Below are 15,357 nucleotides of genomic sequence, written 5' to 3'. Positions count from 1 at the left end.
GGTCGCGCATGACAGAAGCAGCGGTACATGTGGAAGGGCAGGCAGCACAGCATGCGCTACACAGCTATGTGCACGGCGCGGTGGCATCGGGCGCCGCGCATGCAGAGGGCCAGCAACACCCGATCAAGCTCTATCTCGTGGTCTGGGGATGGCTGTTCGTGCTCAGCACCTGCTCCTATCTCGTCGACTATTTCGGTATCCACGGCCACCTGCGATGGTCGCTGATCCTGCTGTTCATGGTGCTGAAGGCCGGCCTGATCGTCGCTGTGTTCATGCACATGGCCTGGGAGCGGTTGGCGTTGGCCTACGCCATCCTGTTGCCGCCGGTGCTGGTGCTGGTTTTTGTCGGGATCATGATGTTCGAATCCGACTATACGCATCTGCTTCGGGTGATGTTCTTCGCGTCAGCAAGCTAAGAACGGGACGGCCATGACCGCGTGGGTCATGCTGGACAAGGCAAAGCGTCCTGAAGGCGGAGGACTCGCCACATCGTCCGGAACCCTGTGAAGCAGGCCTTTGGCCGATGGCTTTTTCGAACCGACGAGGAATTAGTCTCGTGCAAATCAATCGTTCAATTCTTCGCCGGAGCTATGCCAACATCGGAGATTACGTCGCACTGACGAAACCGCGCGTGATGTCGCTGGTCGTCTTTACCGCACTGGTCGGTCTCATGGTCGCACCAGGCGGCATCGATCCCTTCACCGGTTTCGTTGCTCTTCTCTGCATCGCCGCGGGAGCTGGCGCCGCAGCTGCGCTCAATATGTGGTACGACGCCGACATCGATGCGGTGATGGCGCGTACCGCCATCCGTCCAATTCCCAGCGGCCGCGTATCGCGCCCGGAAGCATTGGCCTTCGGATTGATGCTCGGCACGTGCGCCGTCCTGGCTCTCGGCACCTTGCTGAACATGGCCGCTGCTGCGCTGCTTGCTTTCACTATCTTCTTCTACGTCGTCGTCTACACGATGTGGCTCAAACGCCGAACGCCGCAGAATATCGTTATTGGCGGTGCCGCCGGCGCGCTCCCTCCGGTGATTGGCTGGGCTGCGGTCACGGGACATGTTGGGCTCGAGCCGCTCATCCTGTTTCTGATCATCTTCCTCTGGACGCCACCCCACTTCTGGGCACTGTCGCTCAATCTTGCTGGAGAATACGCCCGTGCCGGTGTGCCGATGTTGCCGGTCGTGGCTGGCAAGACCGAAACAAAGCGCCAGATTCTTCTCTATTGCGTGCTTTTGGTTCCGATCTCACTGCTGCCTTGTGCGCTGGGGTTCGCGGGAGCCGTCTACGGCGCGGCCGCGGCGACGCTGGGAGCGATCATGATTTTTCTCGCATGGCAGTTGCGCCGGAGCGACGACAAGGAAAGGCGGCCTGCTCGTCGCTTGTTCGTGTTTTCGATGCTCTATCTGGTCCTGCTTTTTGGGGGGCTGCTGATGAATGCTGCACCCTACGCTCAGTCCCACTGACTGGACGCATTCGAATCGACAGCCGCAGGGTTTGTTCGGGAAAAGCGAATATTGTTGCCGAGCGGGGTTGCGCCGCCGGGCAGCTCAGTGATCGAATTTCGCGGGGCACCCGCCAGACGCCCCTAGCGCTCGTCCCGCATATATGGACTTCGCTGGGAGACGAGTCTCAAGTCTTGGTCTGCCGACATCGTCTGGAGCCCGTGCATATGTGGCCCGCTCGCCGGGTTGCCCAACAGGATCCAGGCGATGGCGCCTGTGGCCAGCATTCCGCCGCAAATAACCAAAAGGTCCCGCCTCATCGCGCGTCCTCCGTATGCGGCCATTTCCAAGCATAAATCAGGCCAATCCATTCGGGCCCGGGCAGGTGCGGCGCACAGGATAGCGTTGGACAAGTAGGACAGGCTCGCCCTGAAGGTCCGTCCATCGCAGCAGCGAGGCGCGGTTCAAGAATGGACTGGTCCTACTATCTCGGGGGCACTGCTATTGTCCTGCTCCTTCTTGCCTATCGGCTGCATGGCGGGCTGTTTAGGAAGAATTCACTGCGGGACGAGAAACTAAATCGACTGATTGATGAACGCATCGGACGCTTGGACCTGAAGCGCCGCAACGATTGAACCGCCCTGAAGCGGCACCTCGAGGCCAACGCAACGCCACTCTCCGGAATTATCCTCACGGCGACGGCAGAGCTACCTTGGTCTCCCGAGATGACCATCTCGGCAGATGATACTTTTTTGTGATTTGAAAAGAGCTATTTGAGCAATCGAATGAAAGTCTGGGTCTATACCGACACGAGCAAGCCCGTTGGCGAGCCGGAGCATCTGAAGATTTTCGCGACCAATGACGCCGCGCAGTCGTGGTTCAAGAGAAACGTCCCGGAGGGCGCCGCATTTGCTTACGAGATTATTCTGGGGCCACGTTACTTGGCCAAGACGCTCCTCGTGCTGTCCGTCCTGCTTCTTGGCATCGCCGATCTCTACACCACCAACACGATCCTGAATCTCGGCCTCGGCGAGTTGAACCCGTTCATGCATGTCGCTCAGACATGGCTCGGCCCCTGGTGGCTTATTCCGAAGCTCGGTCTGACCTATTTCATGATGTGGCTGCTTTGGCGCAGCAACAACCCCTACAATATCGCGATCGTGGCGGCGTTTTGCTCCACGCCCGTACTCAACAATCTTCTGATCATAGCAAGCACGAAGTAGGGCGCAACACCAGTGGTGCCTCCGCCAGGGCAGGCGCGAGACATCACTGGCGCAACATCGGCTCGCCCGCTGCGGCGATTACTGGCAGTAGTCCCAGAATCCTTGCGTGCGGGACGGATCGGTATAGTACCAGCACATGCCGGGCGCCGGCGCGGCACCGGCCCACGCCGCGGCCGTTGCCGCCGTCACGACCCCGATGGCTGCGCCGGCTGCGATTGCGCCGCCCCGCGGCCAGTAATACCGGCCGGGACGCGCCCATCCGCCGCCTCCCACCACGGTCCGGCCGCGAACCGCGACGTTGCCGCGCGGACCGACAACCGCGGTGCGGCCGCGATAGGCGCCACCGCGCGGCCCAACGGCTGCGCCGCCACGGTGAACGACGGCACCTCCGCGGGGACCGACCGCTGCGCCGCCACGGCGACCGGCCGCGCGGACTGCAACGACGTCGGATGATTGCGCGACGTGATTACCGATCGGCATCGCGCCGAGCAGCGCTGCGGACGCCGATTCAAGCGGTATCGCCGCAATGATCGAGGCGGTGAGGATGGACGCTGCAAGCCTCGTTGTACGCATCAAGTCAAGCATCGATGTATCTCCTGTTAAATTCGGCTACGTCCACCGATCGATCCGGTGGGCGCGGCACGGTCCTCCGTCGATCAGCCCGCTGCTGCACTGGATGCCGTCCGAGTTCGAAAAGACGAGACTGCCCGAGAGATGACCGCTGGACATCTGGGTCGAGTCAAAGCCCGCGCCGCGAACGGCGTCGCTCAGATATTCAATTCTCGAGATGGGAAGGCGCGTCCAAACCTCGGCAGGCAGCATGTTGCGCCTCGACTTGAACGGAAGCCGCCCGGCATCGGCGCGACGGCCTCATTGCACATTCTCATCCTACGCGCTCCGTCGCGATGTCACAACCTTGGCCAGTCGCGTTGAGCGGTTTGGCCGCGGCGATCTGTCTCAGCCATACGTCTCCACGATGAAGTCGATCAGCGCGCGCAGCTTCGGCGTCATCTTGCGATGCTTCGGCCACAGGATCTGGCGCGCGCGGCTCTGCGTCGTGTAGTTCGGCAGCAGGACCTGCAGCCGTCCCGCGGCGATATCGTCGGCCAGCAGCTCGTTGCGCATCAGCACGATGCCGGCGCCCGCCAGCGCCGCATAGCGGATGCCGAACGCGCTGTTGATGAAGAGGCGGCTCGCGACATCGACATACACTTCGCCCTCCGGCCCCGAGAATGTCCATCGCTGCCCGTCCGACCAGCCGGGGTAGCGCAGGCATTCATGGCGGGCGAGATCTGCCGGATGGGTCGGCGTGCCGCGTTCGGCGAGATAGCTCGGAGCTGCGCAAACCACGCCGGTATAGGGCGACAGCGAGCGCGACATCATGGTGGAGTTGGTTAGCGTGCCGACCCGGATCGCCGCATCCAGCCCTTCCTCGAGCAGATCGACCATCCGGTCGCTGAGGATGAGGTCGACCGAGACTTCCGGATATTTCTTCATGAAGCGCACCAGCGCGGGTGCCAGGCTGTACGACCCAAAGGCGACCGAGGTCGCGATGCGGAGCTTGCCGCGCGGCGCGCTCAGGGCTTCCTCGACCAGCGCATCGCCGGCCTCGGCCTGTTCAAGCAATTGCTTGCAGTGATCGAGATAGCTGCGGCCGAGCTCGGTGAGGCCCTGCCGCCGGGTCGACCGGTTGATCAATTGCGAGCCGAGCCGGTCCTCGAGAAAGCGGATATGCTTGCCGATCATGGTCGGCGACATCCGCAACTCCTTGGCAGCCGCGGTGAAGGAGCCGAGATCGGCGACGCGGGCGAACACGGACATGCTGGTCAGTCGATCCATGATTATAAACCAATGGTTATTTCACTGCGCATCAAGGTGCTACTTATGGGGCGCTGGAACTGTATTTATTACCATAAGTGAGCAATCGGCGCGATGATCCGTCCGATTGCTTCGAAATGCTGCCGATTTCGCCCGGAGGGACGCAATCCCGCCGGAGCCTGAACCAGACAGGAGTGTCACGATGCCCTTCCAGATCACGATCAATGGGACCAGTCATTCGGTCGATGCCGATGGCGACACGCCGCTGCTCTGGGTGCTGCGCGACGTGCTCGGCATGACCGGCACCAAGTTCGGCTGCGGCATGGCGCTGTGCGGCGCCTGCACGGTGCATCTCGACGACACGGCGGTGCGCTCCTGCATCACGACCATCGACAGCATCGGCGACTTCAGGATCACGACCATCGAGGCGGTCGGCATGACGCCGGCGGGCAAGAAGATCCAGGACGCCTGGCTCGCGCATGAGGTGCCGCAATGCGGTTACTGCCAGTCGGGGCAGATCATGTCGGCCTCCGCGCTACTCGCGGGCAAGCCGAAGCCGACCGATGCCGATATCGATGAAGCGATGTCGGGCAATATCTGCCGCTGCGGCACCTATGTGCGCATTCGCGAAGCCATCAAGCAAGCCGCGCAGTCGGGAGGTTGAGCCATGACGCTGATCGACAATCTGTCCGAGCGCGCTGCCGACCTGTCGCGGCGCAATTTCCTCCGCGCCGGCGCGATCGCGGGCGGCGGTCTGCTGCTCAGCGTGAGCCTGCCGTTCGCGGGCCGCGAGAGCGAGGCGGCGGCCTCCGACGGCTTCGCGCCGAACGCCTTCGTCCGGATTGGCGGCGACGGCAAGGTCGTGCTGACCATGCCCTATGTCGAGATGGGGCAGGGCACCTACACCTCGATCCCGATGTTGATCGCCGAGGAGCTCGAGATCGGCCTGACGCAGGTCCGGCTCGAACACGCGCCGCCGAGCGACAAGCTCTACGCCAACCCGCTGCTCGGCGTGCAGGCCACCGGCAATTCGAACGCAATGCGCGGCGCCTGGCAGCCGATGCGGAAAGCCGGCGCGACCGCGAAGGCGATGCTGGTCGCGGCCGCGGCGAAACGCTGGAACGTCGAGCCGGGGACATGCCGCGCCGAGAACGGCGAGGTGCATCACGCGGCCTCCGGACGCAAGCTGGGTTACGGTGAACTCGCGACTGACGCGGCGCAGATGCCGGTGCCGGAGAATGTCACGCTGAAGAGCCCGTCCGAGTTCAAGCTGATCGGCACGCCGGCCAAGCGGCTCGATACACCCTCCAAGATCAACGGCACGGCGGTCTACGGCATCGACGCACGGCCGCCCGGGGTGAAGGTCGCGACGCTGGCGCAGTCGCCGGTGTTCGGCGGTCGGGTGAAGCGCGTCGACGATGCGGCGGCAAAAGCCGTCAAGGGCGTGCGCCAGATCGTCACGCTCGACGACGCAGTTGCGGTGGTGGCCGACCACATGGGGGCGGCGAAGAAAGGACTGGCGGCGCTCACGATCGAGTGGGACGAGGGCCCTCACGCGAAGCTCGCCACATCGGATATCGCGCGCGAGCTCGAAGCAGCCACCACCAAGCCGGGCACGGTCGCGCAAAATATCGGCGACGCCGACAAGGCGATGGCGGGCGCGGCGACGAAAGTCGAGGCGACCTATCGACTGCCGTTCCTCGCCCATGCCACGATGGAGCCGATGAACTGCACCGTGCATGTGCGTTCCGACGGTTGCGAGATCTGGGTCGGCAGCCAGGCGCTCTCGCGTGCGCAGGCGGTGGCCGCGAAGGTGCTGAACATGCCGCCGGAGAAAGTGGTGGTGCACAATCATCTGCTCGGCGGCGGCTTCGGCCGCAGGCTCGAGGTCGATGGTGTCATTCGCGCCGTGCAGATCGCCAAGCAGGTCGATGCGCCGGTCAAGGTGGTGTGGACCCGCGAGGAGGACATCCAGCACGACATGTACCGGCCCTACTGGTGCGACCGGATTGCGGTCGGCCTCGATGCATCTGGCAAGCCGGTTGCCTGGAACAACCGCTTCGCCGGCTCGTCGGTGCTGGCGCGATGGGCGCCGCCGGCGTTCCGCAACGGGCTCGATCCCGACACGACCGAGGGCGCGATCGATCTCGTCTACGACATTCCGAACTTCCATGTCGAATATGTCCGGGTCGAACCGCCGGGCATTCCGACCGCGTTCTGGCGCAGCGTCGGGCCCTCGCACAACGTGTTCGTCACCGAAAGCGTGATCGACGAGCTGGCGGCGGCGGCGAAGCAGGATCCGGTCGATTATCGCCGCGCGCTGCTCGGCAAATCGCCGCGCGCCAAGGCGGCGCTCGAGCTCGCGGCGGCCAAGGCAGGCTGGGGCGGCAAGCTGCCGGCCGGGCGCGGACGCGGCGTGTCGCTGCAATTCGTGTTCGGCAGCTACCTCGCGCAGGTCGCCGAGGTCGAGGTCGCCAAGGACGGTTCGGTCCGCGTCCACCGCGTTGTCTGCGCGATGGATTGCGGCACCGTGGTCAATCCCGACACGGTGCAGGCGCAGCTGCAGAGCGGCATCAATTTCGGCGTCACGGCGGCGCTCTACGGCGAGATCACGCTCAAGGACGGCCGCGTCGAGCAGAGCAATTTCGACAGCTACCAGATGCTGCGCATCGATCAGGCGCCGGCGATCGAGGTCCATATCGTCCCGAGCACCGAGCCGCCCGGCGGCATGGGCGAGACCGGAACCTCGGGCATCGTGCCGGCGATCAGCAACGCGATCTTCGCGGCGACCGGCAAGCGGCTGCGCAAGATGCCGGTCGATCCGGCGACCTTGAAACAGACCTAGGGGCGAGTGAGAGCTCCCCCGGGTGCTGGCGCGATCGTGAAGCCGGTCGGATTTGCGCCGTGCACTGATCCGTGCGAGAAGCGGGCATGCATCTGAGGCGGCTCGCCAATGTCTGGATTCTGCTGCTCGTCGCGGCCGGGCTGTTGCTCGCGCCCGTGGCGCCGGCATTTGCCCGGATGGTGCCGGATGCCTCGGCCGCTGCGATGCAGGCGATGCCGGACGATCACGCCATGTCTGGAGAGGCGATGTCCGACCAGGCGATGGCCGACGACATGCCGTGCTGTCCGGACCAGGGCAAGAGCAAGGGCTGCGACGACTGTCCGTTCCTCGCGCTCTGCATGTTGAGCGTTTCGCTGCCGGTGCCCGCCGGCGCCATGTCGCTGATCGAGCGCGATCCGCTGCGCAGCCGGATCGCCGCCCATGACGACCGTCTGCTCGACGGCCTTGGCGCCAAACCTCCCGATCATCCGCCTCGAACCACCGTCTGACGGGCGCGCCAGCGCCTGATCGCTGACGCGTGCGCCAATGGCGCGCGTGCCTTTGCATGCCGCTCACGCGGTTCATCAGACGTATCGAGGATCATAACGATGAAGACTTTCCACCTGGCGCGCGCCACTGTCGCCGCGCTGATCGGCGTTGCCGTGACGGGCATGTCTGCCCACGCCGAGATCAAGAACTACGAATTCCAGCTCGTGCAGCCGACGGTCAAGGCGGGTGCCGATCGTATCGTCACGGTGCGGCTGGTCGACAAGACGAGCGGGAAAGCCGTGCCCGACGCGGTCATCTTCTCGACCCGGCTCGACATGGCGCCCGACGGCATGCAGGAGATGGCCACCAAGGTGATGCCGATGCCGGGCACCGAGCCGGGCACCTACCGGTTCAAGGCGACCTTCGGCATGGCCGGGCGCTGGCAATTGTCGCTTGGCGCCAAGGTGCAGGGCGAGACCGGCGCGGTCGAGAACAAGCTCGTCGTCACGGCCGAGCAATGAGCCGCCGGGCAATGGGCGCCTTAACATGGGCCGGCGCTGCCGCTGCGATCGCGGCAGCGGCCGGCGCCGCATGGATCGGCCGCGACCTGCCGCCGCGGCCGGCGATCGCTGCGATCGTCGCCGTCGCGCGGGCGGCGGAGACTGCTGCGCCGATCTACTACCGCGATCCCGACGGCAAGTCGCTCTATTCGGCGACACCGAAGAAGACGTCTGACGGGCGCGAACTATCTGCCGGTGTTTGCCGATGACGAGGGCGGTGCCGGCGGGCCCGGGCAATCGGCAGACGTGAGCGCGCCTGCCGCGAAAGGCGAGCGCAAGGTGAAATATTATCGCAATCCCATGGGACTTCCCGACACCTCGCCGGTGCCGAAGAAGGACTCCATGGGGATGGATTACATCGCCGTCTATGACGGCGATGACAGCGACGACGGTTCGATCACGCTGTCGCCCGGCAGGATCCAGCGCAGCGGCGTCAAGTCCGAGCCCGCGCAGATGCGCCGCATCCGCACGGTGGTCCGCGCACCCGGCACGATCCAGCTCGACGAACGGCGAGTGTCGGTGATTGCAATGCGCGCCGAGAGCTATGTGCAGAAAGTTCGCCGACGTCACGACCGGCAGCCGCGTGACGAAGGGCCAGCCGTTGATGGAGATCTACAGCCCGGCAATATCGTCCGCTGCGGCCGAATATGTCGCGACCATCACGTCGAAGGCGACTGCCAACATCGAGCCCTACGGACGCGGCTCCAAGCAGCGGCTGACCAATCTCGACGTTCCCGAACCGGTTATCGTCGAGATGGAGAAGAGTCGAACGGTTCCGATCGCGATCCAGTGGCTGTCGCCGCGCGACGGCATCGTGCTGCAGCGCGCCGCCATCGAGGGCATGCGCGCGCAGCCCGGCGACGTGCTATTTCGGATTGCCGACGTCTCTGTCGTGTGGGCATTGGTCGACGTTGCCGAGCGCGATCTCGGCAATATCGTGGTCGGGCAGAACGTGACCGTGCGCGCGCGCAGCTATCCCGGCCGCAGTTTCGTCGGCCGGATCAGCGTGATCTATCCGCAGGTCAACAAGGAGACGCGCACCGCGCGGGTGCGGATCGAATTGCAGAATGCCGACCTCGCGCTGCTGCCGGACATGTATGTCGACGCGGAGATCGACACCGGCAGCCCGGCGCCGGTGCTCGCGGTGGCGGAGAACTCCATCCTCGACACCGGAAGCCGCCAGAGCGTGCTGATCGACCGCGGCAACGGGCGGTTCGAGCCGCGCGAGGTCAAGCTCGGGCGGCGCGGCGAGGGCTATGTCGAAATCCGCGACGGCATCGCCGAGGGCGATGCGGTCGTGACATCAGCGACGTTTCTGATCGATGCCGAAAGCAACCTGAAGGCGGCAATCAAGGGCTTTGCCGAGGCCGGTGCTGCGCAGGCTGGCGAGGGCGACAAGACGGGGGACCGGCGATGATTGCCCGCGTCATCGCCTGGTCGGCGCGCAACCTGCTGCTGGTGCTGTTCGGCACCGGCTTTGCGGCTGCCGCGGGCCTCTACGCGCTGCTGCATCTGCCGCTCGATGCGATTCCCGACCTCTCCGACACCCAGGTCATCGTCTACACCGAATATCCCGGCCAGGCGCCGCAGGTGATCGAGGACCAGGTCACCTATCCCCTGACCACGGCGATGCTGACGGTGCCGAAGTCCAAGGTCGTGCGCGGCTTCTCGTTCTTCGGCGTGTCCTTTGTTTATGTCATCTTCGAGGACGGCACGGACATCTACTGGGCGCGCTCGCGGGTGCTCGAATTCCTCAACGGCGCGGCGTCGCGGCTGCCTGCCGGCGTGTCGCCGACCATCGGGCCCGATGCGACCGGGGTCGGCTGGGTCTACCAGTATGCCGTGATGTCGAAAGAGCTGAACCTTGCGGATACCCGCACGATCCAGGACTGGAACCTGAAGTTCGCGCTTGCGCGGGCGGAAGGCGTGGCCGAGGTCGCCAGCGTCGGCGGCTTCGTCAAGCAGTACAATGTGATCCTCGATCCGCAGCGGATGCGCGACCGCGGCATCACCATGCAGCGGATGCGCGACGCGATCCGCGCCAGCAACGCCGATGTCGGCGGCCGCACCGTCGAGCTCTCCGAGTTCGAATATGTCATCCGCGGCAAGGGCTATCTGAAGGACATCAACGATCTCGGCAACATCGTGCTGAAGACCGACAGCGGCACGCCGGTGCTGCTGCGCGACGTCGCCCGCGTCGAGCTCGGCCCCGACGAGCGGCGCGGCATCACCGAGCTGAACGGCGAGGGCGAGGTCGCGAGCGGCATCGTGCTGCAGCGCTTCGGCGTCAACGCGCTCGACGTGATCGAGAACGTCAAGAAGCGTTTCAGGGAGATTGCGACCAGCCTGCCGAAATCGGTCGAGATCGTGCCGGTCTACGACCGCTCCAACCTGATCTATGCGGCGATCGACACGCTGAAGCGCACATTGCTGGAGGAGAGCGCGGTGGTCGCGCTGGTCTGCATCCTGTTCCTGCTGCATGTCCGCAGCGCGCTGGTCGCGATCCTGATGCTGCCGGTCGGCGTCTTGATGGCGTTCGGCGCGATGAAGCTGCTCGGCATCGGCTCCAACATTATGAGCCTCGGCGGCATCGCGATCGCGATCGGCGCCATGATCGATGCGGCGATCGTGATGATCGAGAACGCGCACAAGCACCTGGAGCGAGCCGAGCCCGGCAGGTCGCGGGTCGCGATCCTGATCGAGGCCGCGGCGGAGGTGGGGCCGGCGCTGTTCTTCAGCCTGCTGATCATCACCGTGTCCTTCATGCCGATCTTCACGCTGGAATCGCAGGAGGGGCGGCTGTTCTCGCCGCTTGCGTTCACCAAGACGTTTGCGATGGCGGCGGCGGCGCTGTTGTCGGTGACGCTGGTGCCGGCGCTGATGGTGATCTTCGTCCGCGGCAGGATCGTCCCCGAGCACAGAAATCCGATCAACCGTTTCCTGATCTGGATCTACCGTCCGGTCATCCACGCCGTGTTGCGGGCGAAGACGCTGGTGATCCTGCTGGCGCTCGGCGCCGTCGCCGTCTCGATCTGGCCGGCCCGGCAGCTCGGCACCGAGTTCATGCCCGACCTCAATGAGGGCACGCTGCTCTATATGCCGACCACGCTGCCGGGGATTTCGGTGACCAAGGCGGCCGAGCTGTTGCAGATGCAGGACCGCATCATCCGCAGCTTTCCGGAGGTCGCTTCGGTCTACGGCAAGGCCGGCCGCGCCGCGACCGCAACCGATCCGGCGCCGTCGGAGATGTTCGAGACCATCATCAATCTGAAGCCGAAAGTGCAATGGCGCGCCGGCCTCACGCTCGACCGCCTGATCGCCGAGATGGACAAGGCGCTGCAATTCCCCGGCGTCTCCAACGCCTGGACCATGCCGATCAAGGCGCGCATCGACATGCTCTCGACCGGGATTCGGACGCCGGTCGGCGTCAAGGTGATCGGTCCCGATCTTGCCGTGATCGACGAGCTCGCCCGCCAGGTCGAGCAGGTCGTGCGGGGCGTGCCCGGCACCTCGTCGGCTTATGCCGAGCGCAGCCTCGGCGGCTACTATCTCGAGATCACGCCGAAGCGTGAGACCTTGTCGCGCTACGGCATCGCGGTGCAGGACGTGCAGGACACCATCGCGACCGCGCTCGGCGGCCAAAGCGTGACCACAACGGTCGAGGGACGCCAGCGCTTCACCGTCAACATGCGCTATCCGCGCGATTTGCGCGACAATCCGGGCGCGATTGCCAGCGACATCCTGGTGCCGATGCCGGCGGGCGGCGCGGTGCCACTCGGCGAGGTCGCCGACATCGCGCCGGCGCGCGGGCCGACCACGATCCGGACCGAGAACGGGCAACTCGCGACCTACATCTATGTCGACATCCGCGATCGCGATCTCGGCGGCTATGTCGCGGACGCGCAGCGCGCGGTGCAGGCCGGCGTGCAGTTTCCGCCCGGAACCTACGTGGTCTGGAGCGGGCAATACGAATATCTCGAACGCGCCGCCGCGCGGCTCAGGATCGTGGTGCCGGTGACGCTGTCGATCATCTTCCTGCTGCTCTACCTCAATTTCCGCTCGGTGGCGGAGACGATGATCGTGATGCTGTCATTGCCGTTCGCGCTGGTCGGCGGCTTCTGGCTGATGTGGGCGCTCGGCTTCAACCTGTCGGTTGCGGTCGCGGTCGGCTTCATCGCGCTCGCCGGCGTTGCCGCCGAGACCGGCGTCGTGATGCTGATGTATCTCAACCAGGCGCTGGGCGAGGTCGCGGCGCGCCGCGCCGCCGAGGGACGCCCGATCGATCGTGACGATCTCAATCGCGCGATCATCGCGGGCGCGGTCGAGCGCGTCCGGCCGAAGATGATGACGGTGGTCGCCATCATGGCCGGGCTGTTGCCGATCATGTGGAGCACCGGCACCGGCTCGGAGATCATGCAGCGCATCGCGGTGCCCATGATCGGCGGTATGATCTCGTCGACGCTGCTGACGCTGATCGTGATTCCCGCGATCTTCGCCGGCGTGAAGGGCATCAAGATCGAAGCGAGAGTGTCGGCACCCGAAGTTGCTTCCTGTGCCGCGCGCCAGCAGGCAAGGATGTGATGGAAACATGACGCCTGTTGGTAGTTTCAAATCGGATTGAATGATACCCCAAGGGGGTATATAGCTGATGGCGGTTTGCAGCGAGCTGATTTGCGGTTAGCTTGCGGCGGTCGGAGATGCGAAGCGGGTGCTGGTGCGATTGACGAGATCAGGGCGGGTGCGGGCGGGATGTTCCATCATCCTGGCCTATCTGTTTTGCGTGCTCGCGCCGTCCTTCGCGCTTGCATTCGGGGCGCCGTTTCCGTGCCTGACCGATGAGGTGCAGCCCACCGCCGCGGCGCATGTTCACGCGGCGTCGATGGCGCATGCCGAAGCCGTCACGCACGATCATGCCGCCCGCGATCATGGCGGCATGCACATGCAACACGCAGCCGATGATGCTGCGCCGCCTGTGAAGCACAGCCACGACGGCAAGAATGCGCCGGGGCCGTGCTGCGCGTTGATGTGCGTATCGGCGCTGCCGGCCGATCTTCCATTCGTCGCTGCTCCCTTGCACCCGATCGCCACGCGTCTTTCCGAGGCTTATCAGAGCCTGCGGAGCGAGGCGCCTCCGCGCCTCTATCGTCCCCCCATCGCCTGATCGTTCGCTGACATCGTGGCGGTGCCGCACGCTTGCGTGCGCACGCCTGTTATTCATCGGATGATCGGGACAGATCCATGTATTCGCATCTCGGGGCGAGGCTCGCCGCCGTGGCCACCAGGCTTGGCAACAGGCTGGGCCGGCGCGCGCCACCCACATTGCTGCCGCGGATGGCCGCCGCCATCCTCGCATCTGCACCGCTCGCCGGCTGCATGGCCGACGGCCGGCCGGTCGCCGTCGCAGGCGATCCGGCAAATCCGGCGGCGGGGACGGCCGGCGTCGGCTACCGCTCGACGATCGCGCCCTACAGCAGCCTGCGTCCGTCGACGCCGCAGCCCTGGCGCGAGCGCAATGACGGCGTGACGCCGCCGGCCAGTTCGAAGTCGGACCGGTAGGAGGGCGCCATGCGATATCTGGCCATCACGCCGATCCTGCTGCTGACATCCGCGCTCGCGGGATGCGCGTCGTTCTCGCCCGACACCGGCATGGGCGTCGTCTCCGAGGTGACCGAGCAGGCGATCGGCAAGGACGTCGCCTTCGTGCGGTCGGTGGATGAGGCCGCGACCGTCGACGCCGCAGTGAAGCGGCTGCTCGCGCGCAATTTGACGGCGGATGCCGCCGTGCAGGTTGCGCTCTTGAACAACAAGGGGCTGCAGGCCGCCTATAACGAGCTGGCGCTGGCGGAGACCGATTACGTCGCCGACAGCCTGCCGCCGAACCCGACCTTCTCGGTTTCCCGCATCACCGGAAACGGTGCCAGCGAGGTCGAGCGGCAAATCGTCGGCGACATCCTCGCGCTGGCGACGCTGACGGCCCGCTCCGAGATCGCACGCGAGCGCTTCCGCCAGGCACAGCTCAAGGCGGCGCTCGCCACCCTGCGGCTTGCCGCCGAGGTGCGGCGGAGCCATGTCGCGGCGGTGGCCGCGAACGAGACAGTCGCGCTGCTGACGGATGCGAAGGCGACCGCGGAGTCCACCGCGCAGCTCGCAAAAAGCTCGGCGAGACCGGCGGCATGAACAAGCTCGACCAGGCCCGCGAGCAGGTGTTCTACGCCGAGATCACCGCCGACCTCGCCAGCGCGCGGCAGAACGCGGCGAGTTCGCGCGAGCGGCTGGCGCGGCTGCTCGGATTGTGGGACGGCGATCTCGGCTTCCGGATTCCCGGCAAGTTGCCATTGCTGCCGAAGCGGCCATTGGAACAGCCGTCGATCGAGGTCGCCGCGGTCGGCCATCGCGTCGACCTGCAGATCGCGCGAATGGAAATCGTCGCGCTCGCCAAGGCGCTCGATCTCACCGAGGCGACGCGTTTCGTCACGCTGCTCGACGTCGCCGGCATCGACAAGCGGACGCACGATCCCGAAGCCCCGCCGTTCAGGGAGCGCGGCTTCGACGTCCAGTTCCAGATTCCGATCTTCGACGGCGGCGAGGTGCGAGTACGGCAGGCGGCGGAGATCTACCGCCAGGCGATGAACCGCCTGACCGAGAAGGCGGTCAACGTCCGCTCCGAGGCGCGCGACGCCTACCGTGTCTACCGCTCGACCTACGACATCGCGCGCCATTACCAGCGCGAGGTGCTGCCGTTGCGGCAGATCATCACCGAGGAGATGCAGCTGCGCTTCTCCAGCATGCAGGTCGACGTGTTCGCGCTGCTGACCGAAGCGCGGCAGCGGCTCGCCTCGCTGCGCGCGGCGATCGACGCCAGGCGCGACTTCCTTCTGGCGCAATCCGAGCTGCAGACCGCGATCAACGGCGGCGGCTCGGCCGGCGCAGCATCGACACCGTCTTCCATCGCCTCGGCCGCGCAGCCCGCGGCCGGCGGCGGTCATTGAATGGAGCAGC

The 15,357-nt window shown here is 65.5% G+C and carries 14 protein-coding genes and 2 pseudogenes; 13 read left to right on the top strand and 3 right to left on the bottom strand.

All coding sequences use genetic code 11. From position 1 onward, the window contains the following. Positions 1 to 8 precede the first annotated feature (8 nt). The 4 genes from ACSKB9_RS07730 (at position 9) to ACSKB9_RS07715 (ending at position 2,667) form a co-directional block, all read left to right on the top strand. Positions 9 to 416 carry a cytochrome C oxidase subunit IV family protein gene (locus ACSKB9_RS07730; protein WP_050384760.1) on the top strand — a complete coding sequence of 136 codons (408 nt, stop codon included), beginning with the start codon at positions 9 to 11 and terminating at the stop codon, positions 414 to 416. A gap of 140 nt (positions 417 to 556) precedes the next feature. Continuing rightward, positions 557 to 1,465, top strand: a complete 909-nt coding sequence (locus tag ACSKB9_RS07725; protein WP_438072360.1) for a heme o synthase — start codon at positions 557 to 559, stop codon at positions 1,463 to 1,465. 449 nt (positions 1,466 to 1,914) lie between these two features. Next, positions 1,915 to 2,079 carry a hypothetical protein gene (locus ACSKB9_RS07720; RefSeq protein ID WP_167350399.1) on the top strand — a complete coding sequence of 55 codons (165 nt, stop codon included), beginning with the start codon at positions 1,915 to 1,917 and terminating at the stop codon, positions 2,077 to 2,079. 150 nt (positions 2,080 to 2,229) lie between these two features. After that, on the top strand, positions 2,230 to 2,667 hold the full coding sequence (locus ACSKB9_RS07715) for a DUF5658 family protein (protein WP_438072358.1): 438 nt from the start codon (positions 2,230 to 2,232) through the stop codon (positions 2,665 to 2,667). Between the two features lie 78 nt (positions 2,668 to 2,745). Here the strand turns inward: ACSKB9_RS07715 and ACSKB9_RS07710 are convergent, their stop codons facing one another. From ACSKB9_RS07710 to ACSKB9_RS07700, 3 genes are all read right to left on the bottom strand, one after another. Then, positions 2,746 to 3,252, bottom strand: coding sequence for a hypothetical protein (locus ACSKB9_RS07710; RefSeq protein WP_438072356.1), 507 nt, complete (start codon positions 3,250 to 3,252; stop codon positions 2,746 to 2,748). A 24-nt stretch (positions 3,253 to 3,276) separates the two neighbouring features. Continuing rightward, positions 3,277 to 3,489: a hypothetical protein gene (locus tag ACSKB9_RS07705; RefSeq protein WP_438072354.1), complete on the bottom strand. Its 213-nt coding sequence runs from the start codon at positions 3,487 to 3,489 to the stop codon at positions 3,277 to 3,279. Positions 3,490 to 3,624: 135 nt separating this feature from the next. Then, positions 3,625 to 4,506, bottom strand: a complete 882-nt coding sequence (locus ACSKB9_RS07700) for a LysR substrate-binding domain-containing protein (protein WP_438072353.1) — start codon at positions 4,504 to 4,506, stop codon at positions 3,625 to 3,627. A gap of 181 nt (positions 4,507 to 4,687) precedes the next feature. Here ACSKB9_RS07700 and ACSKB9_RS07695 point away from each other — a divergent pair, with 181 nt between their 5' ends. From ACSKB9_RS07695 to ACSKB9_RS07655, 9 genes and pseudogenes are all read left to right on the top strand, one after another. Then, positions 4,688 to 5,149 carry a (2Fe-2S)-binding protein gene (locus tag ACSKB9_RS07695; protein ID WP_438072352.1) on the top strand — a complete coding sequence of 154 codons (462 nt, stop codon included), beginning with the start codon at positions 4,688 to 4,690 and terminating at the stop codon, positions 5,147 to 5,149. A 3-nt stretch (positions 5,150 to 5,152) separates the two neighbouring features. Beyond that, complete coding sequence (locus ACSKB9_RS07690; RefSeq protein WP_438072350.1) at positions 5,153 to 7,330, top strand: molybdopterin cofactor-binding domain-containing protein; 2,178 nt, start codon at positions 5,153 to 5,155, stop codon at positions 7,328 to 7,330. 86 nt (positions 7,331 to 7,416) lie between these two features. After that, positions 7,417 to 7,818, top strand: a complete 402-nt coding sequence (locus ACSKB9_RS07685; protein WP_438072348.1) for a hypothetical protein — start codon at positions 7,417 to 7,419, stop codon at positions 7,816 to 7,818. Between the two features lie 99 nt (positions 7,819 to 7,917). After that, the gene (locus ACSKB9_RS07680; protein WP_438072346.1) at positions 7,918 to 8,319 is read left to right on the top strand and encodes a FixH family protein; all 402 of its coding nucleotides are present in this window, start codon (positions 7,918 to 7,920) and stop codon (positions 8,317 to 8,319) included. Positions 8,320 to 8,330: 11 nt separating this feature from the next. Then, positions 8,331 to 9,775 (top strand): annotated as a pseudogene (locus ACSKB9_RS07675) (efflux RND transporter periplasmic adaptor subunit). Continuing rightward, complete coding sequence (locus ACSKB9_RS07670) at positions 9,772 to 12,939, top strand: efflux RND transporter permease subunit (RefSeq protein ID WP_438072344.1); 3,168 nt, start codon at positions 9,772 to 9,774, stop codon at positions 12,937 to 12,939. The pseudogene ACSKB9_RS07675 and the gene ACSKB9_RS07670 overlap by 4 nt, the downstream one beginning before the upstream one ends. Positions 12,940 to 13,138: 199 nt before the next feature. Further along, entirely contained in the window at positions 13,139 to 13,519 is a 381-nt protein-coding gene (locus ACSKB9_RS07665) for a hypothetical protein (RefSeq protein WP_438072343.1), read from the top strand. Between the two features lie 77 nt (positions 13,520 to 13,596). Next, positions 13,597 to 13,914 carry a hypothetical protein gene (locus tag ACSKB9_RS07660; RefSeq protein ID WP_438072341.1) on the top strand — a complete coding sequence of 106 codons (318 nt, stop codon included), beginning with the start codon at positions 13,597 to 13,599 and terminating at the stop codon, positions 13,912 to 13,914. A gap of 9 nt (positions 13,915 to 13,923) precedes the next feature. Then, positions 13,924 to 15,347: pseudogene (locus tag ACSKB9_RS07655) on the top strand (TolC family protein). Positions 15,348 to 15,357: the final 10 nt, after the last annotated feature.

It is taken from the genome of Bradyrhizobium sp. BR 1433 (assembly GCF_051547665.1).
In the GTDB taxonomy this organism is placed as follows: domain Bacteria; phylum Pseudomonadota; class Alphaproteobacteria; order Rhizobiales; family Xanthobacteraceae; genus Bradyrhizobium; species Bradyrhizobium australafricanum.
This window is presented reverse-complemented; position numbering and strand designations above follow the sequence as displayed.

Excerpts from the sequence above, each read along its gene's own strand:
- ACSKB9_RS07730 (WP_050384760.1), top strand. The coding sequence starts at position 9 with ATGACAGAAGCAGCGGTACATGTGGAAGGGCAGGCAGCACAGCATGCG.
- ACSKB9_RS07720 (WP_167350399.1), top strand. The coding sequence starts at position 1,915 with ATGGACTGGTCCTACTATCTCGGGGGCACTGCTATTGTCCTGCTCCTT.
- ACSKB9_RS07715 (WP_438072358.1), top strand. The coding sequence starts at position 2,230 with ATGAAAGTCTGGGTCTATACCGACACGAGCAAGCCCGTTGGCGAGCCG.
- ACSKB9_RS07710 (WP_438072356.1), bottom strand. The coding sequence starts at position 3,252 with ATGCTTGACTTGATGCGTACAACGAGGCTTGCAGCGTCCATCCTCACC.
- ACSKB9_RS07705 (WP_438072354.1), bottom strand. The coding sequence starts at position 3,489 with ATGCTGCCTGCCGAGGTTTGGACGCGCCTTCCCATCTCGAGAATTGAA.
- ACSKB9_RS07700 (WP_438072353.1), bottom strand. The coding sequence starts at position 4,506 with ATGGATCGACTGACCAGCATGTCCGTGTTCGCCCGCGTCGCCGATCTC.
- ACSKB9_RS07695 (WP_438072352.1), top strand. The coding sequence starts at position 4,688 with ATGCCCTTCCAGATCACGATCAATGGGACCAGTCATTCGGTCGATGCC.
- ACSKB9_RS07690 (WP_438072350.1), top strand. The coding sequence starts at position 5,153 with ATGACGCTGATCGACAATCTGTCCGAGCGCGCTGCCGACCTGTCGCGG.
- ACSKB9_RS07685 (WP_438072348.1), top strand. The coding sequence starts at position 7,417 with ATGCATCTGAGGCGGCTCGCCAATGTCTGGATTCTGCTGCTCGTCGCG.
- ACSKB9_RS07680 (WP_438072346.1), top strand. The coding sequence starts at position 7,918 with ATGAAGACTTTCCACCTGGCGCGCGCCACTGTCGCCGCGCTGATCGGC.
- ACSKB9_RS07670 (WP_438072344.1), top strand. The coding sequence starts at position 9,772 with ATGATTGCCCGCGTCATCGCCTGGTCGGCGCGCAACCTGCTGCTGGTG.
- ACSKB9_RS07660 (WP_438072341.1), top strand. The coding sequence starts at position 13,597 with ATGTATTCGCATCTCGGGGCGAGGCTCGCCGCCGTGGCCACCAGGCTT.